Genomic DNA, 25,910 nt, shown 5'->3' on the forward strand with positions numbered 1-25,910 from the left:
ATGAGTGTTAACGCATTATTAGAAGAATTTAAGGTAAAAGCTGCAACTCCGAAGCAGCAGCTTGCTGAATATAAAGCTCAGGGCAAAAAAGTAGTTGGTGTTCTTCCTTACTACGCTCCGGAAGAGCTTGTTTATGCCGCTGGTATCGTTCCGATGGGTATGTGGGGTTCCAACACCAAGACCATCAGCCGTGCAAAAGAGTACTGCGCTACTTTCTACTGCACCATCGCTCAGTTAGCACTGGAGATGCTGCTGGATGGAACTATGGATCAGTTAGACGGTATTATCACACCTACTATCTGTGATACCCTTCGTCCGATGAGCCAGAACTTCCGTGTAGCTATGGGCGACAAGATGAAAGTTATCTTCTTAGCTCATCCGCAGAACCGTTTTGAAGAGTTTGGTCTTCAGTTCTGTATCGATCAGTACAACCATGTTAAGGCAGATTTGGAAGAGATCGCAGGCAGAAAAATTACGGATGCTGATATCCAGGATGCTATCGTTGTATACAACAAGAGCCGTGCAGCTCGCCGTGAGTTCGTAAAACTGGCTAACGAGCACTGTGATGTTATCACACCAACCAAACGTTCCGCAGTTCTGAAGGCATTCTACTTCATGGAGAAGCCGGAGTACACTGCAAAGCTTGTTGAGCTGAACGCAGAGCTGGCTAAACTTCCTGTCTGTGACTGGAAGGGAACCAAGGTTGTTACCTCTGGTATTATCTGTGATAATCCGAAGCTGCTTTCTATCTTCGAAGAGAACAACATCGCTATCGCTGCAGATGATGTGGCACACGAGACACGTTCCTTCCGTGTAGATGCTCCGGAAGACGAGCTGGATCCGGTTAGAGCACTGGCTAAACAGTTCGCTAACATCGATTACGAAGTACTTCTGTACGATCCGGAATCTGACAAGAACCGTCGTGGTGAGTTCGTAGCTAACATGGTTAAAGAGAGCGGCGCTCAGGGTCTGGTACTGTTTATGCAGCAGTTCTGTGATCCGGAGGAGATGGAGTATCCATACCTGAAGAAAGCTCTGAACGATGCAGGCGTTCCGCACATCAAACTGGGTATCGACCAGCAGATGAGAGACTTCGGTCAGGCAAGCACTGCTATTCAGGCATTCGCTGACGTTCTTGCACTTCAGAAATAATAGAAGATTCGTTTGGGAAACTGAATGATGAGATAGAAACGCCCCCGCAGGAGATTTTCTTGCGGGGGCGTTTGTTTGGTGCGCCTAGCGGCATACATTTATTTATTCCTTAGTGGAGTCAGAAGAACTATTATTTGCAATTTGCTCATCCGTCACAGACCCCTGGCGGTAGCCGCTGCCTGGTTCCTGTTTGGAGTTCTTCTTTGGAGCATCCGGCTTTTTGTCTCCGGAAGTAGAAGAGGTTTCTTTGGACGGACCGGAGCTTCCGGAATTGCTGTGGCTGCCGGAGCTTCCGTTGGAGCTGCTGCTATCATCGCTGGAAGAATCTGGCGTCCTGCTGGAGCTGGTGGCTGTTTTTTTCGCCTTTTTGGAGGAGCTGTTCTGGAAATCGTCCCAGCTTTCGTTATCGGATTCATTGGAAGCCGCGGTCTGGCGGATCTGAGCGATGCCGTTTACCGTCCAGGCACCGTCTGCGTTTACATTGTAGCCGTCCGGCGTCGTGGTGGAGGTTAGGAGCCAGCCTTCGGCGTCGAAATAGTAACATTCGCTGACGCCGTCCTGGTTGCCGTCGATCCAGCGCCAGCCATTTGCCGCCCAGGTGTTGTCGCCGTTGTCGTACCACCAGCGGGCGGCATTGTCACCAGCTCCATTTTTCCAGCTTCCTGCCATTGCCGGGAAAGCGGCGGAGAGGGAGAGAAGACCGGTTGTTAAGCCTGCTAAAAATAAGCGTTTATTAATCATAAAGTGAAATCTCCTTTATTTCTTCTGCTTAAACGTATGTCCCATATAATAGGACAATTCGGCCGCGCTGTGGCGGACCTGCTCCTGCAGGTGCAGAAGATGTGTGTCATCTTCAATACGGGAATACGGTGCGATGATTCCGACCGAAGCGGAAATGCGTCCGTCAATACCGTAAATGGGAGCACCGATCCCGACTGCATCCGGGACATACTCGCCATGGGAAACGGCAATGCCCTTCTCACGGATGGTGCGGAGTTCTTCTGCCAGTTCTGCGCGATCCGCCTTTGGAAATGCCTCCGGGCGGTTTAAGCGTATGTCCAGATAGCGGCGGATGTATTCGTCGCTCTGGAAAGCCAGAAGCGCCTTGCGGATCGCACCGCAGTGCAGATCCATCTCATAGCCAAATTCTTCGACGACCTTGAGGTGGTTCGGACCGTCCGTTTTGTCAAGTACCAGTCCCTTGTCGCCAACCTGGATGATCAGATAGGAATCCTCACGGGTACAGTAGGAGAGGTTCTTGAGAATCGGAAGCGCCGCATCCTGAATCCGCACATTGTCAGCCGCCGCCCGACCGAGAGAGATGAGGGCGGGACCAAGCTGGTAGGTGTGCGCGTGTTCATCGCGGATCACGTATTTTTTTTCACAAAATGTCTGCAAAATCCGGTGGATTGTGCTGGGCGGAAGCCCGGTTGATTCGGAAAGTTCTGCGATGGAATATTTGTGGTTGGCTTCTTTTAAAAGTTCCAGAAGTTCCATCGCGCGGAGAAGACTTTGTATCATGCAAAGAATCCTCCTGTGTTATTCTGTGATTTCCTCAACCGTCACGGTTGTGCTGTCATCCGGGGCTGCGTCGGAATCCTCTTTCTCGGAAGAAGCTTCGCCGTCCTCGGAAACCGGAGCATCTGCGCGGACGGTTTCTGTTTTGACTGGTTCTTCGGAAGAGACATCTGCATCAGCCGGAGCTTTTTCGCTTTCCTCAGAATGTTCAGAAGTTTCCTCTGGAGTCTCAGCCGGAGCTTCCTTTTTCTCCGGATTTAAGGAAACATAGCTGCGTTCGGAGGCAGCTGTATCAGAAGCCTTGGAAGCTTCTTTATCGCCGGCATCGTCAAAATCATCGAAATCATCTTCAAAGTCGTGGAAATCCTCATCCAGTTCCTTGTGGAATGATTTATACTGTAAGACGTAAGAAACACCAGCTGCTGCAGCGCCGACGATAGCTGCCAGTGTCAGTAATTTACCAAAATGTTTTTTTGCCATGGTTGATACTCCTCTCTATACGATTCGATATCCTTATTGTAATACGAAACGCCTAAAAAATAAAGGGAATCTTTTGTGAACAGCGGGAAGTGTGTGAATCACGTGTTACGGGGTACGTATGCGTGAACAGTAACACAGGGGCGGTAATTATGTACAGGAAGCATGAGAAAAATGCTTGTTGTCATACCGGAAATCATGTAGAATAAAATTATATATTTGCTAGGTGGTGATAAAAATAAAATGATGAATTTGAATACAAAGATGACGGCGCAGGAATTGGAACAAATGATTGCACAGATGGAAAGGATATTTACGGTTGTACGTATTTTAGATAAAGATCTACTCCATAAGATGGACGTGAGGAACGGGGAACTCCGATCCGAGGACTGCAAATGCTATTCGTTCTGGGAAAAAGGAAAGAATTGTGAGAATTGTGCGGCACAGCGCGCGCTTGCGATGAAGGGACAGTGCATGAAGCTTGAATTTATCGGTCTGAAGATGTATCAGGTCATCGCGAAGTATCTGGAGGTGGATGGAGTTCCCTGTGTGGTGGAGATGATTTCCTGTCTGGATGATGAGACACTTCTTGACGCAGAGGGAAGAGAAGCACTCGTTAAGAAATTTGCACACTACAGGCGCGAGCTGTATGCGGATGCACTGACGAGGAGCTACAGCCGGAGATATTTTGAAGATCAGTTAAAAGAGCAGCGGATGGATGCCGGTATCGCGATGCTCGATCTGGATGATTTTAAGACCTACAATGATATATATGGGCATGTGGCGGGCGATAAAGTGCTGGTGACGGTGTCGGCGGCGATTATAAGCTGTATCCGTAAGACGGACCGCTTGGTGCGTTATGGCGGGGATGAATTCTTGCTTGTGATGCCGGGCATCAGTCTGGAGGCATTTGTTGAGAAGCTGCATCGGATACAGGATCTGATCTGCAACATGAGTGTTGAAGGATATCCGCAACTGAAATTGTCAGTCAGCATCGGCGGTACGCTGACGAACGGGGAGACAGTCGGGAAGGCGATGTGCCGGGCGGACGAATTTATGTATCAGGCGAAGACCTCCAAGAACATGATTGTGACTGAGAAAGATGGACAGTGGACACCGGAGGAGATCGTGGCAGCCGGGCGGCGCAATGCGAGTCGTTACCGCATTTTGATCGTGGACGATTCGGAGATGAACCGTATGATTCTCTCAGAAATGCTGAAAGGCGAATTCGAGATTCTGGAGGCAGAAAATGGTTCAGCATGTCTCGACATGCTGAACCGTTATGAGACGAAGATTTCCCTGATTCTTCTCGATATCGTCATGCCGGGGATGAACGGCTTCGGGGTTCTGGAATACATGAACCGCAACAACCTGATCGGGGATATCCCGGTTATCATGATTTCGGGCGAAGATTCGGGCGAGGTCATCAAGCAGGCGTATGAGTGGGGAGTTTCTGATTATATCAAGCGCCCGTTCGATATGGAGGTTGTACACCGGCGTGTCTTAAATACGATCAAATTGTATGCGAAACAGCGCCGCCTGGTGGCAATGGTGACGAACCAGGTTTTTGAGAAAGAGAAGAATAGCCGGATGCTGATCAGTGTTCTGAGCGAGATCGTGGAATTTCGAAATGGCGAGAGCGGTATGCACGTACTCAATATTAATATATTGACGACGATGATTCTGGAACAGCTCGTCAAGAAGACGGACAAATATCCCTTGTCCTGGTCGAACCGGATGCTGATCAGCACGGCATCATCCCTGCATGACATCGGAAAGATCGGAATTGACGAGAAGATTTTGAATAAACCGGGTCGTCTGACGCCGGAGGAGCGTAAGATCATGGAAAAACATACAGTGATCGGTGCGGACATGCTTGCGAATCTTCAGATGTATGAGGATGAGCCGCTGATGAAAGTGGCGTACCAGATCTGCCGTTGGCACCATGAGCGCTATGATGGAAAAGGATATCCAGATGGTCTAAAAGGGGAGGAGATCCCGATCTCAGCGCAGGTGGTGGCGCTGGCGGATGTGTATGATGCGCTGACAAGTGAGCGCGTCTATAAAAAGGCTTATTCTCATGAGGAGGCGGTGCAGATGATCTGCAACGGAGAGTGTGGTACATTTAACCCGCTCCTGCTTGAGTGCCTGTGTGAGATTCAGGATCCTATTAAAAAGGAGCTGCAGGAGGCAGCATACCGGAGTGAGATGAGTGATCCGGAGCGAAAAAATAAGAAATTTGAACATTATGACAATTCACAGAAGAAGTTTTTCGGCGCGGTGACGCAGGCGATTGAAAAAGAGTATGGAACTGCGGGCGAGGAGCTGAGCCGTATGAAAACTGAGGAAGAGAAATAACAGGAGGCTGTCATGACAATTCAGGAATGCTACAAAGAAATGGGCGGGGATTTTGAAGGAGTTCAGAAACGCTTTGGAGGTGTGGCGCTGGTGGAAAAATTTGCCATCAAGTTTCTGAGCGATTCCAGCTTTCAGGATCTGGAGGATGGATTAAAAGAAAAGGATGCGGAGAAAGCATTCCGCGCGGCACATACCCTGAAAGGAATCTGTCTGAACCTGGGCTTTGATGCCTTCTATGAGGTAAGCGCAGCGCTGACCGAAAAACTGAGAGGCAGAGAACTGACCGGATACGAGGCAGATTTTGCATCGGTAAAAGAGTGTTATGAGAAAACGGTTGCGGCGATTAAGGCATTTGAGGAGAGCAATTAATAGAACGGGGAGAAATGGAATATTTCAGTTCTCCCCGTAAAATTTACTAAAATTTTAGCACTCAACACTTGACGGTGCTAACAGAACGTGTTATAACATACTTCGTAAGAAGAAGATACATATCTGATTACGAAAGAAAAGCAATCAGATGGAATAAATTTGGATGGATAAGGAGGAGCCAATAATGAAGTTAACACCATTATTTGACAGAGTTGTATTAAAGCAGTTAGTTGCAGAGGAGACGACCAAATCAGGTATCGTTCTTCCGGGTCAGGCAAAAGAGAAACCGCAGCAGGCAGAGGTAATCGCGGTTGGTCCTGGCGGAGTGGTAGATGGAAAAGAAATCACGATGCAGGTAAAGGTTGGCGATAAAGTTATCTATTCGAAATACTCAGGCACAGAAGTTGAGCTGGACAATGAGAAATATGTCATTGTAAAACAGAATGATATTCTGGCTGTTATCGGTTAATCGATGGGCAGGATGTCTGGAAGACAGATGCCGATCGGAACGTTTATTCAAGAAAATTATGGAGGTTGATAACCATGGCAAAGGAAATTAAATATGGCGTAGAAGCCAGAAAAGCCCTGGAAGCGGGCGTAAATCAGTTAGCAGATACCGTAAGAGTTACATTAGGACCGAAAGGCAGAAACGTAGTTCTGGATAAATCCTTCGGTGCTCCGCTCATTACCAACGATGGTGTGACCATTGCGAAGGAGATCGAGCTGGCAGACCCGTTTGAGAACATGGGCGCACAGCTGGTGAAGGAAGTAGCAACCAAGACCAACGATGCAGCTGGTGATGGTACTACAACCGCAACCGTTCTGGCCCAGGCGATGATCAACGAAGGTATGAAGAACCTGGCAGCAGGTGCTAACCCGATCATCATGAGAAAGGGTATGAAGAAGGCCACAGATGCAGCCGTAGAGGCAATCAAAGGCATGAAGAAGGACGTTAAGAGCCAGGCAGATATCGCAAGAGTCGCTGCTATCTCTTCCGCTGATGAGGAAGTAGGCCAGATGGTAGCAGACGCGATGGAGAAGGTTTCCAAAGACGGTGTTATTACCATTGAAGAGTCCAAGACTATGAAGACTGAGCTTGATCTGGTAGAAGGCATGCAGTTTGACCGTGGCTATGTATCTGCATACATGGCAACTGATATGGAGAAGATGGAAGCCGTTCTGGACGATCCGTACATCTTAATTACCGATAAGAAGATCTCCAACATTCAGGAGATTCTGCCGCTGCTGGAACAGCTGGTACAGTCTGGTTCCAAGCTGCTCATCATCGCTGAGGACATTGAGGGCGAGGCGCTGACCACCCTGATTGTCAATAAGCTGAGAGGTACTTTCACCGTTGTTGGTGTGAAGGCTCCGGGTTACGGCGACAGAAGAAAAGAAATGTTAAAGGATATTGCAATCCTGACCGGCGGTACTGTTATTTCCGAGGAACTGGGACTTGAATTAAAGGATACCACCATGGACCAGCTTGGTCGTGCGAAATCCGTTAAGGTTCAGAAAGAGAACACCATCATCGTAGATGGCTGCGGCGATAAGAAAGCCATCGCAGACCGTGTGGCTCAGATTAAGGCTCAGATTGAGGAAACCACTTCTGATTTTGACCGTGAGAAACTGCAGGAGAGACTGGCTAAGATGGCTGGCGGCGTAGCCGTTATCCGTGTTGGTGCAGCGACCGAGGCTGAGATGAAGGAAGCTAAGATGCGTATGGAAGATGCCCTGTCCGCAGCAAAGGCAGCTGTTGAAGAAGGCATCATCGCAGGCGGCGGATCTGCATATGTTCACGCAGCAGCAGAAGTTCAGAAGGTAGTAGACGGACTGGAAGGCGACGAGAAGACCGGCGGCCGTATCGTCCTGAAAGCTCTGGAAGCTCCGCTGTTCCACATCGCAGCAAACGCAGGTCTGGAAGGCTCTGTTATCATCAACAAGGTAAAAGAGTCCCCGGTAGGCGTAGGTTACGATGCTTACAATGAGGAATACGTAGATATGGTAGAAGCAGGCATCCTGGATCCGGCAAAGGTAACCAGAAGTGCCCTGCAGAACGCAACCAGCGTTGCATCTACCCTGCTTACAACCGAGTCTGCAGTTGCCAACATCAAAGAAGATGCACCGGCAGGTCCGGCAGCAGGCGCTGGCATGGGCGGCATGATGTAAGTAAGAGAGCCGGAAAATGGCGGAAGATGTTACATCAGAGATGCAGTATCGAATGTAGAAAATAAAAATGGTAATTTATAGAAAGAATCTCTGACAGGCAGCTGCCAGGGGAGAGAAGGACTGCTATGCGAAGGTGTGGCAGTCCTTCTTTTTTGGTGAAAAAATTGGCAGGGAAATGAGGCTAAGGATGACTGCATTATTAATACTTATCTGATTGGTATTATTTATAAGATACACTAATTAAATGGCGTAAGTAAATTCTATCGTCAACCCCTTTATTCTCCGGTTGACATATTTCAAAAAACTTGCTAAAATCAATTATTAACATCAGACAGTTTTCAATGTCCAGTGTTTAAAATTTACGAAAGTGAGGGTAATATAATGGGTAAGATTATTGGCGATGGCATTACATTTGATGATGTCCTGCTTGTGCCGTCCTATTCTGAGGTTATTCCGAATCAGGTAAACCTGACGACACATCTGACCAAGAAGATTCAGCTGAACATCCCCCTGATGAGTGCCGGCATGGATACGGTTACAGAGCACCGCATGGCGATTGCAATGGCAAGACAGGGTGGAATTGGTATTATTCACAAGAACATGTCGATCGAGGCGCAGGCTGAGGAGGTCGATAAAGTAAAACGTTCTGAGAATGGTGTAATCACTGACCCGTTTTATTTATCCCCAGAGCATACATTAAAGGATGCGGATGAGCTGATGGGCAAGTTCCGGATTTCCGGTGTTCCGATCACAGAGGGAAGAAAACTGGTTGGTATTATCACAAACCGTGACCTCAAGTTCGAGGAAGATTTCTCCAAGAAGATTAAAGAGTGCATGACTTCTGAGCATCTGGTTACCGCTCCGGAGGGCATCACCCTGACGGAGGCAAAGAAGATTCTTGCCAAGGCACGTGTCGAGAAGCTTCCGATCGTGGACAAGGATTTTAACCTCAAGGGTCTTATCACTATCAAGGATATTGAGAAACAGATCAAGTATCCGTTCTCTGCAAAGGATGCACAGGGACGTCTGCTCTGCGGCGCGGCAGTAGGTATCACTGCAAACGTGCTGGATCGTGTGGAAGCCCTGGTGAAAGCAAAAGTAGACGTAGTTGTTCTCGACTCTGCACATGGACATTCTGAGAATGTTCTTCACTGTGTCAGAATGATCAAGGAAGCATATCCGGATCTGCAGGTAATAGCAGGTAACGTAGCGACCGGAGAGGCAACAAAAGCTCTCATCGAGGCAGGCGTTGACGCGGTCAAGGTTGGTATCGGACCGGGTTCCATCTGTACGACCCGTGTCGTAGCAGGTATCGGCGTTCCGCAGATCACCGCTGTTATGGACTGCTACGCAGTTGCCAAAGAGTACGGCATTCCGATCATCGCAGACGGCGGTATCAAGTATTCTGGCGATCTGACGAAGGCGATCGCAGCAGGCGGCAGCGTCTGCATGATGGGTTCCATGTTTGCAGGATGTGATGAGAGCCCGGGAACTTTTGAGCTGTACCAGGGAAGAAAATACAAAGTATACCGCGGCATGGGTTCCATCGCAGCGATGGAGAACGGCAGCAAGGATCGTTACTTCCAGAGCGATGCGAAGAAACTCGTTCCGGAGGGTGTAGAAGGACGTGTTGCATACAAGGGAATGGTAGAAGATACCGTATTCCAGATGCTCGGCGGTCTGCGTGCTGGTATGGGTTACTGCGGCGCATCGGATATTCCGACTCTTCAGGAGACCGGACGTTTCATCAAGATTTCCGCAGCATCCTTAAAAGAGAGCCATCCGCATGATATCCACATCACAAAAGAGGCTCCGAACTACAGCGTGGATGAATAAAAATTGGATAGCATAAGCAATCGATAAGATTGTAAACGATATAAAAGCGGCGTTTCTGCTTCAGCAGGGATGCCGCTTTTTTGGCGGGTTACTGTTCACGCATACGTGCCCAGTAACGGAATTAGCCGTGGCTTCGCATTTAAATGCGGCAAATTCTTGTTGCCGCCACGTTTTCTTACGGCACTTTCGGTTCCAAAAGTGCCTACCCGTGAACAGTAACTTTGGCGGATTCTTTTTCTCAAACTCTTGTGAAAAAACCGGGGATACGGTATAATGATACATTAGAATAGTAGAAATATAACAATTATGCAGGAAAGACTGTGGATATTCAGAAAACGATTGCAGCGGATTACGAAAGGGATATTTGCGATACCGAGGCAGCAAATCGGGCGTATCAGACGGATAGAAACAGGTAACAGGAGGATTAGTATGACCAGAAGAGAACTGAGAGAACATTGCTTTAAGCTGCTTTTCTGTGCGGATTTTTACCCGACGGATGAGATGCAGGAGCAGGTGGATGTATATTTTACAGAGCCGAAAGAGGAGGACGATGTTCCGAGCGGAATCGGCGATATCATCCATAATCCGATGTTAGACACCTTTGACGGCGGATACGTAAAGAGCAAGGTTGAGAAGATTCTGGATGTGCTTCCGGAGCTTGACAAGGCAATCGATGGGGTTGCACAGGGATGGACTACCCGCCGTATGGGCAAGGTGGAACTGACGATCCTGCGCCTGGCATTATACGAGATCAAGCACGATGACGATGTACCGGAGAAGGTAGCGATCAATGAGGCGGTCGAGCTGGCGAAGAAGTTCGGCGGCGATGATTCACCGGCATTTATCAACGGCATTTTAGCGAAGCTGGTATAAGCGATGGCTGGCGTATATTCGGTTTCGCAGGTTAATGCATACATTAAGAATATGTTCGCACAGGACTTTGCCCTGAACCGGATTTCGGTCAAGGGCGAGGTTTCTAACTGCAAATATCATACGTCCGGTCATATTTATTTTACCTTGAAAGACGGTCTGGGAGCGATGCAGGCAGTTATGTTTGCCAGTAGGCGGAAGGGACTTACGTTCCGTCTGGAAGAAGGACAGCAGGTGGTCGTCAAGGGCAGTATCGAAGTGTATGAGCGGGATGGAAGATACCAGCTCTATGCCAGCGAGATCACGCTGGACGGCACGGGCGATTTATTCCGGCGCTTTGAAAAACTGAGAAATGAATTAGAAGAAATGGGGATGTTTTCCCCGGAATATAAAACGCCGATCCCAAAGTATGCAAAAACGGTCGGTATCGTGACGGCTAGCACCGGCGCAGCAATCCGGGATATTATCAATATCTCGGGACGGCGGAACCCTTACGTGCAGCTTGTCCTCTGCCCGGCACTGGTGCAGGGAGCAGGGGCAGCGCCGAGTATCGTGCGGGCGATCCAGACCCTGGATGCGCTGCATCTGGATGTGCTGATCGTCGGGCGCGGAGGAGGTTCGATTGAGGATCTGTGGGCGTTCAATGAGGAGAGTGTGGCGCGGGCGATTTTTGCGTGCCGGACGCCGGTAATCTCGGCGGTCGGGCATGAGACAGACGTTACGATCGCGGACTATGTGGCGGATCTGCGTGCCCCGACTCCTTCGGCGGCGGCAGAACTGGCGGTTTTTGATTACCACCTGTTTGAGCAGCAGTGCATAGCGGCGGCACAGCAGATGACGAAGCGGATGGAGCAGAAGGCGGAGCAGTATGCCTATCGTCTGGAGCAGTTTCGTCTGCGCCTGCAGCTTCACAGTCCGCAGAGCCAGTTAAATGAGAGACGGCAGTATCTGGAAGATGCGAGAGTTAAGATGGCGCGCCAGATGGAGAAAAAGGTGTCCGATCTGCGCCATCGTCTGGAACTGGTGTGCAGCCGGATGGATGGTCTCTCCCCGTTAAAAAAGATAAGCGGCGGATATGGGTTCGTGACGGATGCAGATGGAAAACGTGTGGAGACAGTGACAGGATTGCAAGCTGGGGATACTCTGACCGTCCGTCTGCCAGATGGACGCGTGGAGGCAGAGATCCGGGAGGTTTATCAGGAAAACCTGCCTGGGTAAAAAAGTGGTTCATTGTGTTGCGTGTGAATCATAACAGAGAGATTTGAGAACACGTTTTCTTTCAGGAAAGATTCCGAGAGTATATTAGATAAAACAGGAGGCAGGATCGATGGAAGAAAATAAGGAAGAACTTTCGATCGAGGAAATGTTTGACCGTCTGGATGGCATTATGCGGACGCTGGAGGACAGCCGCAGCACGCTGGAAGAATCGTTTGCGTCGTATGAGGCGGGAATGCGTCTGGTCCGCGCCTGCAGTGAAAAGATAGATAAGGTTGAAAAACAGATTATGGTCGTAAACGGCGAGGAGACGGAGGCGTGACAGAGATGGAAAATGCAAAGGAACGGCTGGCACAGGCAGTCAAAGAAGCGGAAGAGATTGTATATTCTTATCTTCCGGCAGAGGAAGGGCATCAGAAAACGATCTTTGAAGCGATGAATTACAGTGTGAAGGCAGGCGGCAAACGCCTTCGTCCGATTCTAATGCGTGAGGTATACCGTCTGTTTGGCGGTCAGGGAAAAGAGATTGAGCCGCTGATGGCGGCGATCGAGATGATTCATACATCTTCCCTGATTCATGACGATCTTCCATGTATGGACAATGACGAGTACCGCCGTGGCAAAAAGACGACCTGGGTTGCATATGGGTATGATATGGCAGTTCTGGCGGGAGATGCCCTTCTGATCTACGCGATCGAGACGGCGGCAAAGGCATTTGCGATGACGCCGGATGCGGCAAAGGTGGGACGTTGTATCCAGATTTTATCCGAAAAAACGGGTATTTACGGCATGATCGGCGGTCAGACGGTGGATGTGGAACTGACGAATCAGCCGATTCCGAAGGATAAGCTGGATTTTATCTACCGTTTAAAGACGGGAGCACTTTTGGAGGCGTCGATGGTGATCGGAGCCGTGATGGCGGGCGCGAGCGAAGCTGAGTGCGGGACAGTAGAGCGTATGGCGGCGGCGATCGGTCTGGCGTTCCAGATCCAGGATGATATTCTCGACGTTACCAGCAGCCAGGAGGTGCTTGGAAAACCGGTTCTGAGCGATGAGAAAAACAATAAAACCACTTATGTGACATTGGAGGGAATCGAGAAATCGAAGCATGATGTCAAACAGCTTTCGGAGACGGCGGTTGATATCCTCTATTCCCTGCCTGGAAAGAATGAATTCCTCGAAGAGCTGATCGAGATGCTGGTCAGCCGTGAAAAATAAAAAATCCAATCGAAGACCGGGGACGACAGCGGATGTGGAAAACGGTTTGGGGGATGAAAGAATGGTATTAGATACGATAAAAGGACCGGAGGATGTAAAACGGTTGAGCGAGGAAGAACGCAAGGAGCTGGCGGCGGAAATCCGCGAGTTTCTGATCGAGACGACAAGCCGGACAGGCGGTCATTTGGCGTCCAATTTAGGCGTGGTGGAACTGACGATTGCAATGTTCTGCGCGCTGAATCTTCCGAAGGATAAGATTATCTGGGATGTAGGGCACCAGTCCTATACGCACAAGATTTTAAGCGGGCGGAAGGATAATTTTGATGGACTGCGCCAGTATGGGGGCTTGAGCGGTTTCCCGAAGCGGAAGGAAAGCCCGTTTGATGCGTTCGACACGGGACACAGCTCGACTTCGATTTCGGCGGGGCTTGGTATGGCACAGGGGCGCGATCTGCTGGGCGAGGATTATTCGATCGTTTCCGTCATCGGGGACGGCGCGCTGACCGGCGGCATGGCATATGAGGCGCTCAACAATGCGGGACGGCTCAAGACGAATTTTATTATTGTTTTAAATGATAATAATATGTCCATTTCGGAAAATGTCGGCGGTATGTCGCGGTATCTGAATAATCTTCGTGCAGATGAGGGCTACAATCTGTTGAAGAAGAATGTGGCGGGCACGTTATCGCGGATCCCGATGATCGGTTCGGATCTGGTCGGCACGCTGCTCCGGACAAAGAACAGCATCAAGCAGCTTCTGATTCCGGGCATGTGGTTTGAAAATATGGGAATCACGTATCTGGGACCGGTGGATGGACATGATATTAAGGGGTTGATCCGTATTTTCAGCGAGGCGAAAAAGATCAACCGCGCGGTGCTGATCCATGTGATTACGAAAAAGGGCAAGGGATACCGTCCGGCGGAGAAGAATCCGTCGGCATTTCACGGAGTTGAACCATTTGATATTGAAACGGGAAAACCGCTCCGGAAAAAGGAACATCCGGGCTATACAGATGTATTTTCCAGAGAAATCTGCCGTCTGGCAGCGGAAAATCCGAAGATCGTGGCGGTGACAGCGGCGATGCCGGATGGAACGGGGCTCAAACGGTTCTCGAAAGAATATCCGGACCGCTTTTTCGATGTGGGAATCGCGGAGGAACACGCGGTTACCTCGGCGGCGGGTATGGCGGCAGCCGGTCTGAAACCGGTGGTGGCGGTGTATTCGTCCTTTTTACAGAGGGCATATGATCAGGTCATTCACGATGTCTGTATCCAGAATCTTCCGGTTGTGTTCTGCGTGGATCGCGCGGGACTGGTCGGAAGCGATGGGGAGACGCATCAGGGTATTTTTGATTTGACATTTCTCTCCTCTGTGCCGAATATGAGCGTGATGGCGCCGAAGAACCGCTGGGAACTGGAAAAGATGCTGCAGTTTGCCATCTCCTACGATGGACCGATTGCGATCCGTTATCCGAGGGGCGAGGCGTACCGGGGCTTGAAGGAATTTCTGGCACCGGTTGAGTATGGCGTCAGCGAGATGTTGTATGAGGAGAGCGGGACGGCGCTTCTGGCAGTCGGAAGTATGGTCAGCACGGCAGAGCATATCCGGGAGAAATTAAAGAGTGCCGGGCAGCCGTGTACGCTGGTCAATGGGCGGTTTGTGAAACCGATGGATACCGACGTGATCGACCATCTGGCAGGAACGCACCATACGATCGTGACACTGGAGGAAAATGTCCTGCGCGGCGGTTACGGCGAGCGGGTGACGGATTATGTACAGAAGCATTATCCGCAGATCAAGGTAGTTAATATAGCGCTGCCGGATGCCTACATCGAACACGGAAATGTGTCGGTGCTCCGGAATGAGCTGGGAATAGACAGTGATTCGATTCTGGCGCAGCTGAAACGTGAAGGTGTGCTGGAGACTGACGCGGAAGCATGATGGGAAACAAAAGAGTGGCAGCAGCGGAAGGAAGAACATAGAATGAAAGAACGGTTAGATGTACTTCTCGTCAAGAGAGGTCTGGCAGAATCCCGTGAGAAGGCGAAAGCGATCATCATGTCCGGGATTGTATATGTAGAAGATCAGAAAGAAGACAAGGCGGGTACGACCTTCGATGAAAATGCGAAGATCGAGGTACGTGGATCTACCTTAAAATATGTGAGCCGCGGAGGTCTGAAACTGGAGAAGGCGATGACGCATTTCGGAGTGACGCTGGATCAAAAGGTCTGTATGGATGTCGGCGCGTCCACAGGCGGATTTACCGACTGTATGCTGCAGAATGGCGCGGTCAAGGTGTTTTCGGTCGATGTAGGACATGGACAGCTGGCGTGGAAACTTCGCAATGATCCGCGTGTGGTCTGCATGGAGAAGACAAACATCCGTTATGTGACACTGGAGGATATCGGCGAGCCGGTAGATTTCTCTTCGATCGACGTTTCCTTTATTTCCCTGACGAAGGTTTTAGGTCCGGTCAAGGAGATTTTAAGCCCGGGCGGCGAGGTGGTTGCACTGATCAAGCCGCAGTTCGAGGCGGGACGTGAGAAAGTCGGAAAGAAGGGCGTTGTCCGCGAGAAGAGCACGCATCTGGAGGTCATTCAGATGGTGATGGCATATGCGGCAGAGATCGGTTTTGAGATCCGGAATCTGGAATTTTCCCCGATCAAGGGACCGGAGGGAAATATCGAGTACCTCCTGTATCTGCATAAACCGGAGCAGGCATCGGAGGAAACTGTGACTGGTGAGGAAGCACTTGCAAAAGCGGAAAAAGAGTGTCCGGTTTCACCGGAACAGGTTGTTGAGGAAGCTCACATGGAGTTAGACAAAACATGAGAAATTTCTATCTGATTGTAAACCGCGAAAAGCCGCGCGTAGAGGAGGCCGCCGATCTGATTTGCAGCTTTTTTGCAGAGCAGGGCTGCCGCTGCATTCGCCTGGACCGTCACGACGGGCTTCGACGGGATGTTGGGGTGATACCGGCGTATCGCTATACGGATCGTCGGACCGTGCCGGAGGACACAGACTGTGTGATCTGTCTGGGCGGTGATGGAACGTTGATTCAGGCGGCGCGTGATCTGGCGGGACGGAAGATTCCACTGTTTGGCATCAATATGGGGCATCTGGGGTATCTGACGCAGATCGGGCATGAGGAGGACATTCTGCCTGCCATGCGGGATCTGATGGAAGATCACTACCGTCTGGAAAGCCGGATGATGCTCAAGGGGTGCGTGATTTCCGGCGGGAAGGTCGTCATAGAGGATATCGCGCTGAATGATATCGTCCTGAACCGTATGGGAATCGATGCGTTCCGGTTTGAGCTGGCTGTCAATGGACAGCTGTTTAATGAGTATTCGGCGGACGGCATGGTGGTTGCGACCCCGACCGGTTCGACGGCATACAACCTGTCAGCGGGCGGTCCGATCGTGGCGCCGGAGGCGGATCTGATGGTATTGACACCGCTCTGCCCGCATTCACTCAATTCGCGCAGCATCGTTCTGCCGCCGGATAACCATTTGAGCCTGCGGATTCAGACGACCGGGCGGACGAAGGTTTCGCTGAGCTTTGACGGCGATACGGTGGTTGATATTGAGCCGGGTGATACAATCGAGATAGCAAAATCAGAGATCGAGACGACATTGATTCAGCTCAAACAGGTGCCATTTTTGGAAAATATACGGAACAAAATGAAACAGATATAAAAGGAGTCAGAGCCATGAAAATGGAACGTCACAGCAAGATTGTGGAATTGATTGGAAAATATGAGATTGAAACGCAGGAAGAGCTGGCGGAATATCTGAATAAAGAGGGATACAATGTCACGCAGGCAACGGTTTCCAGGGATATCCGGGAGTTAAAGCTGTCTAAGATCCAGACAGAAAACGGCGGACAGAAATATGCGGTTTTCCATCCTCAGACGGCGTTCAATGATAAATATACCCGTATTCTGCACGATAGCTTCGTTTCCATGGATATGGCGCAGAACATCCTTGTCATCAAGACGGTGTCAGGCATGGCGATGGCAGTCGCGGCAGCGCTCGATGCAATCCATTTTTCAGAGATTGTCGGCTGCATCGCCGGGGATGATACGGTCATGTGTGCAGTCCGTACGGTGGACGATACGATCGTGCTGATGGACAAGATCCGCAAGCTGATTGCGGGATGAGGGAAGGTGGGTTCACGCATTTTTTGCGGGAACCGCTGATAAGGAGGAACGGAAAGCGGATGCTTTATCATTTACGAGTGAAAAATCTGGCTCTGATCGATTCGGCGGAGGTGGAGTTCGGGGACGGACTCAACATTCTGACCGGTGAGACGGGAGCCGGAAAATCGATCATCATCGGTTCGGTCCAGATCGCGCTGGGCGGAAAAGCACCGAAAGAGATGATCCGCCGGGGTTGTGACAGCGCCTACATTGAACTGGTTTTCTCCATCGATGATGAGAGAAAGCGCGAGCAGCTGAAGGAACACGATGTTTACCCTGATGAAGAGGGAATTTTAATCATTTCTAAGAAAATCACACCGACCCGGAGCATCAGCCGCATCAACGACGAGACGGTAACGGCTGCAAGGCTGCGGGAGATCACGGGTCTTCTGATCGATCTGCACGGACAGCATGAACACCAGTCGCTGGTGAATGCGTCAAAACATCTGGAAATCCTCGATGCGTATGGCGGGGAGAAACTTCTCCCATTCAAACAGAATACGGAAGCTGCCTATCGCTTGTATATGCAGTTAAAACAGAAATGTGCCGCATTTGCATCCGATCAGGAGACGAGACTGCGGGAGATGGATTTCTGCCGGTTTGAGATCGAGGAGATTGAAAATGCCGCGTTAAAGGATGGCGAAGAGGAAAAGGTGGCAGCCGATTTTAAGCGGTTTTCCAATGCCAGACGGATCGCTGAGAGTCTTTCACAGGCATATGACGCGGTGTCCGGCGATGCGGTGTCGCGGGCGTTCCGTGAGATCGATGGTGCGATGGCATTTGACGAGGGATTGAAGGGGATCCGTGACGAGCTGTGCGATGTAGATTCCCTTCTTTCGGATCTTTCCAGGGAGATCGCCGGATATATGGACGATATGACCTTTGACGAAGCGGCATTTCAGGAGACACAGGAGCGGCTTGACCTGATCCGGAGCCTGGAAACCAAGTATGGGAAGACGATCCCGGAGGTACTTCAGGCGTTGGAAGAAAAGAAAGCGCGACTGCAGGAACTGGAGAATTACGATGAACTTCGGGAACAGGCGGAAAAAGAACTGGAACAGGCGGAAGCAGTATTGAAAGAACATTCCGAGGCATTGTCAGCAGCGCGTAAGCAGTTTGCCGGGGAGCTGGTGGAGAAGATCGCAGACGGGCTTCGGGAACTGAATTTCCTTGATGTGCAGTTTGAGATGGAGTTTAGGCGGCTGGATCATTTCACGGCGGGCGGTATCGACGAGCCGGAATTCCTGATTTCCACGAATCCGGGCGAACCGGTTCGGCCGCTCGGTATGGTGGCATCCGGCGGTGAGCTGTCGCGTATCATGCTGGCAATCAAGACGGTGCTGGCGGAGACCGATCAGGTTCCAACGTTGATTTTTGATGAGATTGACACCGGTATCAGCGGGCGGACTGCACAGATGGTATCGGAGAAGCTGCGGATCCTCTCCAAATGCCGTCAAGTCATCTGCATCACGCACCTGCCGCAGATCGCGGCGATGGCGGACCAGCACTTCGAGATCCGCAAATCCGCGTCCGATGGACGGACGGCAACCTCCATCCGCGCCTTAGACCGCGAGGCGATGGTGGACGAGCTTGCGAGACTGCTGGGCGGCGCGGAGATCACCGAGACCGTGCGGCAGAATGCGGAGGAGATGAAGAAGCTGGCAAAGAAGCGGAAGCTGGAGGTGTGATTATAAATTAAATATAAGATTCGGATTCAGAAAAATGTCGCGTAAGGCGGCATTTTTTTGATCCCCAGATACCAATTAGGTCGAAGTTTGACCGTTTGCGTCGAAGTGGTTTTGCCGCAGCTGTACTTTTCTTCCTCTTTGGTGAGAAAGTAGATGCAGGGGAGGAGAGCAACGCATGATAAAATTTGAACCATTGACACCGGAGAAGCTGATTGGTCTGCAGCCGTATTTTTCGCTGCGCCCGACGGACTGTGCAGAATCCCATTTTGCCTATCATCTGCTCTGGAGACCTTATTATGAGACAAAATACTATGCGGACGAAAAGGGGCTTGTGTGGCTTCAGAAGATCGATTATGATGAGCAGGCGACGATGGTCCCGGTCTGCGGCCTGGGGCATATGCGGGAAAACTTTGACCGTCTGCAGGCATATTTCACAGCAATCGGTGTGAAAATGCATATGTATCTGGTGGATGAGGCGGCGCTTGGAGCGATTCGTCCGGATCCGGAGCGCTATGAGGTGCTGGAGGATCGGGACAGCTTTGACTATATTTATTCCGGGGAAGAAATGCGTGTTCTTCCCGGAAGAAAATATTCAAAAATGAAAAACCGGATTTCGCGATTCCGTCGGGATTACGGGGAAACGGCAGAGTTTGTGATCCTGAATCCGGAGGATGAGGGCGAGATACGGACGTTTCTGGAACGCTGGTCTAAGAATAAGGAGAGCGACGATGATCTGAACCGGCTGGACAGCGAAGAGCAGGGGATCTTTGAGACAATCCGTTTTGGACGTGAGGCGGGGATCACGATGGCGGGAGTCCGGATAGGAGGAACTCTGGAAGCATTTTCGATGGGAACGATGAATCAGGAGAGAAATATGACTGTTACCCATGTGGAAAAGGCGAATCTGGAGTTACGCGGGCTTTATAATTACCTGGAAAAAGAATTTTTAACGCACGTTTATCCGGAGGCGGAATTTGTAAACCGGGAAGACGATATGGGACTTGAAAATCTCAGGCGGACGAAAGAGAGTATGCATCCGGTTCGCCTGGAGAAGAAGTATACGATTTTAGAGCGATAATCATAAAGATTAGAGAATCAGGTAATTCAGTGCGGCAAATGTCAAAAAATTCGGTTCGGGTATTATTTTGATATATCATATAAGAAATTTGAATTAGAAGAAATTAGGGGATGTGAAAAAACTCGATTGAGTTTTTTCGCATCCCCTTTGATATAAATTTGTACCTTGAAAGTTTAACACGATATATAAAAACATTGGATTTTCTGGTAAAATATAGGTAAGATTCTGTGAGGTGATGCATATGTCTTTTGTTAAAAATGATAATCAACAACTTACTCTTTTAAATAGCACTTTCAATCTTACAGAAGATAGAATTATAAGACTATGAAGCGAGGTAGTGGATATGGAGAAAGATCCGTTTAAGGAATATTTGAGGGAGTCTGAACCGAATAAAGCTTATAAAAGTTATGCTTGGAGTACAGCAATCGGACTTCAGGCGGTGGACGGACTCAAACCATCTAAATATCTGATTGATACCGCCATTCAGAATATTGAAGGCAAAATCACGATGAAAGAAGCACAAAGTCTTATTGATAGCTACTATGAAGAAAGACCAGTGCATTTGTCGGATGATGAGCGTACCGAAGAAGCAGATAAGGTTTCGTCCCGTATTGCTGAAATTCTTTCTGAAACAGCGTTCTCATTTTCTCCGAATGAGTATATCTCTATTCACCGCAAACTCTTTCAGGGCATTTATAAACACGCCGGAAAGATTAGAGATTACAACATTACAAAGAAAGAATGGGTGCTTGATGGGGCAACTGTTATGTACGGTAGTGCATCTGAATTGAGAGCCACACTTGAATATGATTTTTCGCAGGAGAAGGATTATAGTTATAAAGGGCTTTCAATGGACGAGATTATCCATCATCTTGCGGTATTTGTTTCAAGGTTATGGCAAATCCATATCTTCGGGGAAGGCAATACGAGAACAACAGCAGTGTTCTTCATCAAATATTTAAGGACGCTTGGGTTCTCTGCAACCAATGATATTTTTGCAGAAAATGCCTGGTATTTCAGAAATGCACTTGTGCGTGCAAACTATACGAACCTGCAAAAAGGCATTCACGAAACAACAGAGTATTTGGAAGCATTTCTCAGAAATTTGCTTTTGAACGAGAAAAATGAGCTTCATAATCGAAATCTTCATATAAGTGAACTTTTGAACGAAGAAAAAGTGGACATTGGGGACAAAAAAGTGGATGTTGAGAGTGGAAAAGTGGACATTCGAGACAAAAAAGTGGATATTGAAAGTTTACTTTTCGAAAAAAGTAGTGATTTCTCGGCAAAAACGACGATTCATATCCATAGACTTTTTGAAAAGTTTGGCTTTGATGAGGTGTTTGGAAGAAGTGCAGTTATGGAGCTTCTTGAGCTGAAAGGTTCAGGTGCTTCAAAACTTCTTTCCAATTTGGTAAAGGCAGACATTATTGAATCAGTATCCGGTCATGGAAAAGGAAAATATAAATTCAAGAAGTAGTTTAGGTATTGTAGAAATTCCACTCATCGAGTGGAAATTTTGCTTAATATGATAGAGATATTTTCCAGAAATCCGGATTTCATTATATTGGAAGATGATGCAGTTCTCACCCCGCTTCTGATAGATGATGAAATATCTAGTTTGTCGGCAATCCTTTTAAATGAAGCGTATTATGAATTGCTAAAAACCGGACAAAAGATGGTTGATGGCATTCCGGTATTAAGTCCGACTTGCCTGATACTATTTAAGGCGAAAGCGTGGCTGGATTTAAAAGAACGCAAGTTGAATGGAGATCAGGTTGACAGCAAAAATATAAAGAAACATAAAAACGATGTGTTCCGATTAGCACTGTTAATCACAGCCAATGGGCTGCACACTCAGCGCAAGAAGTATTGAGAATTTGCTGGCAGTCGGCTATAATGAGATCGAGAACATATGCGTGCAGAGGGGCGATGAATAGTCATCGACTGTGTGCATAAATAGGATTCATTTTGGGGGTTTTATGGGGGCTGAAAGCAAAACGAGGATGACAGAGGGAAGTATCTCTAAGAAGATTATTTTATTTGCCATACCATTGTTTCTGGGGAATCTGTTTCAGCAGCTGTATAATACAGCGGATTCCCTGATTGTAGGTAATTATCTTGGCAGCAATGCGCTGGCAGCAGTCAGTTCGTCGGGAAACCTGATTTTCCTGATGGTAGGTTTTATTAACGGTATTGCCATGGGAGCCGGTGTGGTAATTGCCAGGTATTATGGGGCGAAAAACAAGGATTATCTCCAGCGGGCGATTCATACAACCACAGCCTTCGGTCTGGTGGCCGGAATCACACTGACGGCTGCGGGAATGTATCTGGCACCGAAGATTCTGGTACTGATGGGAACACCGGCAGATGTACTTCCGGAATCGATTGTATATTTTCAAACCTATTTTGCAGGTTCTCTGGGTGTAGTCATGTACAATATTTTCGTGGGAATCCTGCAGTCGGTGGGGGACGGCCGCCATCCGCTGATCTATCTGATTATTTCCTCCTGTGTGAATGTGGTGTTGGATATCTTCTTTATCGCCGGACTTGGCATGGGAGTGGGATCGGCAGCCCTGGCAACGGCTATATCCCAGTTTGTCAGTGCGATTCTCTGTATGGTGCATCTGATGCGGGTGAAGGAAGATTACCGGCTGGAGCTTAGGAGGATTCGTTTTGACAGACATATGCTGAGGCAGATTATTCAGAATGGTGTACCTTCCGGTTTCCAGAACTCAGTCATTGCCATAGCCAACGTGTTTGTACAGTCCAACATCAATGCATTCGGTAAAATGGCCATGGCAGGCTGCGGAGCTTATTCTAAGGTAGAAGGTTTTGCCTTCCTGCCGGTGACCTGCTTTACTATGGCGATAACTACCTTTGTGGGACAGAATCTTGGGGCAAAGCAGTATGACAGAGCAAAGAAAGGTGCGAAGTTCGGTATCCTCTGCTCCATCTTCATTGCAGAATTGATTGGTATCACCATATATACGGCGGCACCGGTGCTGATTGCAGCATTCAACCGTGATCCGGATGTGATACATTATGGGGTGATGCAGTCCAGAACCATTGCGTTGTTTTATTGTTTATTGGCATTTACTCACTGTATCGCGGCTGTACTCCGGGGTTCCGGCAATGCTGCCGTGCCCATGATCGTTCTGCTCTGTGTATGGTGTCTGTTCCGGGTCAGCTACATCACACTGGCAGTGCGTCTGATTCCGGATATCCGTGTCATATTCTGGGCATACCCACTGACCTGGAGCATCAGCTCCGTGATTTTCCTGTTTTTGTTTTTAAGGGGAAATTGGGTGCATGGATTTGAGAAGAGGCCGAAGAAGGGATAGGTTTTTATTATATCATATGTGAAATGGCTGTTTTGAGTGGTGGACAGCTGCTTACCGGAAATGATGCAGCTGTCAAAAAATTTCTCGCAGAATCAAGTACAAAAGGATTTCGAGACCACATGAAAGTGACAGGGAGGTAACCAGATTAATGAATTATGCAGAATGTTTAGAACTGGCAAGAGTAAAAATGGGCAATTACTGTAAGGCCTGTCCGGAATGCAACGGAAGAGCCTGCAAGAATCAGATGCCGGGTCCGGGAGCCAAAGGAATCGGAGATACGGCGATTCGGAATTATGACAAATGGAAGGAAATCCGTGTCCAGATGGATACACTGGTGGAGAAACGTCCCATCGATACCTCTCTTTCGTTGTTTGGAAAGAATTTTCAGTATCCGTTTTTTGCAGGTCCGGTGGGAGCCGTGAATATGCATTACGGCGATTCACTGAATGATGTTTCTTACAATGATATATTAGTTTCTTCCTGCGCAGAGTTTGGAATTGCTGCTTTTACAGGAGACGGAATGGACAGCAATGTGATGGTGGCAGCCACGGAAGCCATCAAAAAGGCAGGGGGACTGGGAATTCCTACAGTGAAGCCATGGAATGTGGCGATGATTCGTGAAAAAATGGCGCTTGTCAAGGATGCAGGTGCTTTCGCGGCTGCCATGGATATTGATGCGGCAGGTCTTCCATTTTTGAAAAATTTCAATCCGCCGGCCGGAAGTAAATCAGTGGAGGAGCTTCGTGAGATCGTGAAGGCAGCAGGAGTCCCTTTTATTGTAAAGGGTATTATGACGGTAAAAGGCGCTTTGAAGGCTAAAGAGGCCGGTGCGGCAGCCATCGTGGTATCTAACCATGGAGGAAGAGTCCTGGATCAGTGCCCGGCAACGGCAGAGGTTCTGGAAGAAATAGCAACGGCAGTGGACGGTTCCATGAAAATCTTCGTGGATGGCGGAATCCGTTCCGGTACCGATGTATTTAAAGCATTGGCATTGGGGGCAGATGCGGTTATCATAGCCAGACCTTTCGTCACAGCTGTATATGGCGGAGGCCGAGAAGGAGTTGAAGCGTATATCCAGAAGATTGGAAGTGAGCTTGCAGATACCATGGCTATGTGCGGCGTATCTTCCCTTGCTGAAATTACCCGTGACTGTGTGAGAGTGTAAAAAAGTAAACTATCAAATATAGCAAAAATTAGTAGAAAGGGTGAGTGGTATGCGTTTTAAGCGAGTGTTTGTAATTGTACTTGATTCCCTTGGAATCGGGTCCATGGCGGATTCAGCCAGATTTGATGATGCCGGTGCGGATACGCTGGGGCACATCTCAGAAACAGTGGAACATCTGGATATTCCGAATCTGCAGAGATTGGGACTTGCCAATCTCAAGGCCCTTAAGCAGGTTAAGCCGGCAGAACATCCGGAAGGATATTTCATGGCGATGAATGAGGCGAGCAATGGTAAGGATACCATGACCGGTCATTGGGAGATGATGGGCATTCGGACAGATAAGCCATTTATCACATTTACAGAACATGGCTTTCCAAAGGAACTGATTGACGAATTGGAAAAGCGCTGCGGCAGAAAGATAATCGGCAATAAGGCAGCCAGCGGAACGGAGATTCTGGAGGAACTGGGCGAGCAGGAAGTGAATGAAGGAAAGCTGATTGTCTATACATCAGCGGATTCTGTGCTTCAGATCTGTGGCAATGAGGAAACCATGGGACTTGAGACCTTGTATCATTACTGCGAGATTGCCAGAGAACTGACTATGCGGGATGAGTGGAGAGTTGGCCGTGTTATCGCAAGACCCTATGTGGGTAAAAAACGCGGTGAATTTAAGCGGACAAGCAACCGCCATGATTATGCTTTGAAACCCACAGGACCGACGGCGCTGAATGCACTGAAGGATGCCGGATATGATGTGATTTCCGTTGGAAAGATTAACGATATCTTTGTGGGAGAAGGGATAACAGAAAGCAATCATTCCAACAGCAGTGTACATGGCATGCAGCAGACCATCGATATCGCAAAGCGGGATTTCAAGGGACTTTGCTTTACCAATCTGGTGGATTTTGACGCGTTGTGGGGGCATCGCAGAAATCCGGTAGGATATGGGGAAGAGATCGAGAAATTTGATAAAAAGCTGGGCGAGCTTCTGCCGCTGCTCCGTGAGGACGATCTGCTGATTCTGACGGCGGATCATGGAAATGATCCAACCTACAAGGGAACGGATCATACGAGAGAGCAGGTCCCGTTTATTGCGTATTCACCATCGGATACGGAAAGTGGGAAGCTTGATACCAGTGACACCTTTGCTGTCATCGGTGCGACTATTGCGGACAATTTCGGTGTCAGAATGCCGGAGGGAACCATCGGAACTTCTATGCTGGATCAGATAAAATAAATGACATTGGACTT

The 25,910-nt window shown here is 49.0% G+C and carries 24 protein-coding genes; 21 read left to right on the top strand and 3 right to left on the bottom strand.

From position 1 onward, the window contains the following. Positions 1-1,152 (top strand): (R)-2-hydroxyglutaryl-CoA dehydratase subunit beta, encoded by a 1,152-nt coding sequence (gene hgdB / locus PG862_RS05160; RefSeq protein WP_117796389.1) that lies wholly within the window; start codon positions 1-3, stop codon positions 1,150-1,152. A gap of 102 nt (positions 1,153-1,254) precedes the next feature. Here the strand turns inward: hgdB and PG862_RS05165 are convergent, their stop codons facing one another. Genes PG862_RS05165 through PG862_RS05175 form a run of 3 tightly spaced genes read right to left on the bottom strand, consistent with a single transcriptional unit; the run spans position 1,255 to position 3,150 of the window. Beyond that, on the bottom strand, positions 1,255-1,893 hold the full coding sequence (locus PG862_RS05165; RefSeq protein ID WP_270706737.1) for a hypothetical protein: 639 nt from the start codon (positions 1,891-1,893) through the stop codon (positions 1,255-1,257). Positions 1,894-1,908: 15 nt separating this feature from the next. After that, a complete protein-coding gene (locus PG862_RS05170; protein ID WP_270706738.1) occupies positions 1,909-2,673 on the bottom strand; it encodes an IclR family transcriptional regulator in 765 nt (254 codons plus the stop codon). A gap of 18 nt (positions 2,674-2,691) precedes the next feature. Then, complete coding sequence (locus PG862_RS05175; RefSeq protein ID WP_186855014.1) at positions 2,692-3,150, bottom strand: hypothetical protein; 459 nt, start codon at positions 3,148-3,150, stop codon at positions 2,692-2,694. Between the two features lie 240 nt (positions 3,151-3,390). Here PG862_RS05175 and PG862_RS05180 point away from each other — a divergent pair, with 240 nt between their 5' ends. The 20 genes from PG862_RS05180 (at position 3,391) to PG862_RS05275 (ending at position 25,896) form a co-directional block, all read left to right on the top strand. Beyond that, entirely contained in the window at positions 3,391-5,505 is a 2,115-nt protein-coding gene (locus PG862_RS05180) for a diguanylate cyclase (RefSeq protein ID WP_333523619.1), read from the top strand. A gap of 12 nt (positions 5,506-5,517) precedes the next feature. Next, positions 5,518-5,874: an Hpt domain-containing protein gene (locus tag PG862_RS05185; protein ID WP_107000297.1), complete on the top strand. Its 357-nt coding sequence runs from the start codon at positions 5,518-5,520 to the stop codon at positions 5,872-5,874. A gap of 184 nt (positions 5,875-6,058) precedes the next feature. After that, positions 6,059-6,343: a co-chaperone GroES gene (locus tag PG862_RS05190; RefSeq protein ID WP_022359940.1), complete on the top strand. Its 285-nt coding sequence runs from the start codon at positions 6,059-6,061 to the stop codon at positions 6,341-6,343. Positions 6,344-6,417: 74 nt separating this feature from the next. Continuing rightward, a complete protein-coding gene (gene groL / locus PG862_RS05195) occupies positions 6,418-8,043 on the top strand; it encodes a chaperonin GroEL (protein WP_022359939.1) in 1,626 nt (541 codons plus the stop codon). Between the two features lie 381 nt (positions 8,044-8,424). Beyond that, complete coding sequence (gene guaB, locus PG862_RS05200; RefSeq protein WP_022359938.1) at positions 8,425-9,879, top strand: IMP dehydrogenase; 1,455 nt, start codon at positions 8,425-8,427, stop codon at positions 9,877-9,879. A gap of 429 nt (positions 9,880-10,308) precedes the next feature. Next, positions 10,309-10,752 carry a transcription antitermination factor NusB gene (nusB, locus tag PG862_RS05205; RefSeq protein ID WP_107000295.1) on the top strand — a complete coding sequence of 148 codons (444 nt, stop codon included), beginning with the start codon at positions 10,309-10,311 and terminating at the stop codon, positions 10,750-10,752. Positions 10,753-10,755: 3 nt separating this feature from the next. Then, complete coding sequence (gene xseA, locus PG862_RS05210; RefSeq protein ID WP_022359936.1) at positions 10,756-11,967, top strand: exodeoxyribonuclease VII large subunit; 1,212 nt, start codon at positions 10,756-10,758, stop codon at positions 11,965-11,967. Between the two features lie 109 nt (positions 11,968-12,076). Then, a complete protein-coding gene (gene xseB, locus PG862_RS05215) occupies positions 12,077-12,286 on the top strand; it encodes an exodeoxyribonuclease VII small subunit (RefSeq protein ID WP_107000293.1) in 210 nt (69 codons plus the stop codon). 5 nt (positions 12,287-12,291) lie between these two features. Next, positions 12,292-13,182: a polyprenyl synthetase family protein gene (locus PG862_RS05220; RefSeq protein WP_117796477.1), complete on the top strand. Its 891-nt coding sequence runs from the start codon at positions 12,292-12,294 to the stop codon at positions 13,180-13,182. Between the two features lie 61 nt (positions 13,183-13,243). After that, positions 13,244-15,124, top strand: a complete 1,881-nt coding sequence (gene dxs / locus PG862_RS05225) for a 1-deoxy-D-xylulose-5-phosphate synthase (RefSeq protein WP_270706739.1) — start codon at positions 13,244-13,246, stop codon at positions 15,122-15,124. A 42-nt stretch (positions 15,125-15,166) separates the two neighbouring features. After that, positions 15,167-16,015, top strand: coding sequence for a TlyA family RNA methyltransferase (locus tag PG862_RS05230; protein ID WP_270706741.1), 849 nt, complete (start codon positions 15,167-15,169; stop codon positions 16,013-16,015). Next, positions 16,012-16,881 (top strand): NAD(+)/NADH kinase, encoded by an 870-nt coding sequence (locus PG862_RS05235; RefSeq protein ID WP_270706743.1) that lies wholly within the window; start codon positions 16,012-16,014, stop codon positions 16,879-16,881. Before PG862_RS05230 ends, PG862_RS05235 begins: the two co-directional genes overlap by 4 nt. Before the next feature lie 14 nt (positions 16,882-16,895). Further along, positions 16,896-17,345 (top strand): arginine repressor, encoded by a 450-nt coding sequence (gene argR / locus PG862_RS05240; RefSeq protein WP_022359930.1) that lies wholly within the window; start codon positions 16,896-16,898, stop codon positions 17,343-17,345. Positions 17,346-17,404: 59 nt separating this feature from the next. After that, positions 17,405-19,072 carry a DNA repair protein RecN gene (recN, locus tag PG862_RS05245; protein WP_118626925.1) on the top strand — a complete coding sequence of 556 codons (1,668 nt, stop codon included), beginning with the start codon at positions 17,405-17,407 and terminating at the stop codon, positions 19,070-19,072. 175 nt (positions 19,073-19,247) lie between these two features. Then, positions 19,248-20,150, top strand: a complete 903-nt coding sequence (locus tag PG862_RS05250; RefSeq protein WP_270706744.1) for a DUF2156 domain-containing protein — start codon at positions 19,248-19,250, stop codon at positions 20,148-20,150. A 343-nt stretch (positions 20,151-20,493) separates the two neighbouring features. After that, positions 20,494-21,630, top strand: a complete 1,137-nt coding sequence (locus PG862_RS05255; RefSeq protein WP_270706745.1) for a Fic family protein — start codon at positions 20,494-20,496, stop codon at positions 21,628-21,630. 48 nt (positions 21,631-21,678) lie between these two features. Continuing rightward, positions 21,679-22,026, top strand: coding sequence for a hypothetical protein (locus PG862_RS05260; RefSeq protein ID WP_118481804.1), 348 nt, complete (start codon positions 21,679-21,681; stop codon positions 22,024-22,026). A 106-nt stretch (positions 22,027-22,132) separates the two neighbouring features. Then, positions 22,133-23,494 carry an MATE family efflux transporter gene (locus PG862_RS05265; RefSeq protein WP_270706746.1) on the top strand — a complete coding sequence of 454 codons (1,362 nt, stop codon included), beginning with the start codon at positions 22,133-22,135 and terminating at the stop codon, positions 23,492-23,494. A 148-nt stretch (positions 23,495-23,642) separates the two neighbouring features. Then, positions 23,643-24,659: an alpha-hydroxy-acid oxidizing protein gene (locus PG862_RS05270; protein ID WP_270706747.1), complete on the top strand. Its 1,017-nt coding sequence runs from the start codon at positions 23,643-23,645 to the stop codon at positions 24,657-24,659. Between the two features lie 49 nt (positions 24,660-24,708). Next, the gene (locus PG862_RS05275) at positions 24,709-25,896 is read left to right on the top strand and encodes a phosphopentomutase (RefSeq protein WP_270706748.1); all 1,188 of its coding nucleotides are present in this window, start codon (positions 24,709-24,711) and stop codon (positions 25,894-25,896) included. Positions 25,897-25,910 lie beyond the last annotated feature (14 nt).

The sequence above is a fragment of the Clostridium fessum genome (assembly GCF_027698965.1).
Lineage (GTDB): Bacteria > Bacillota > Clostridia > Lachnospirales > Lachnospiraceae > Otoolea > Otoolea fessa.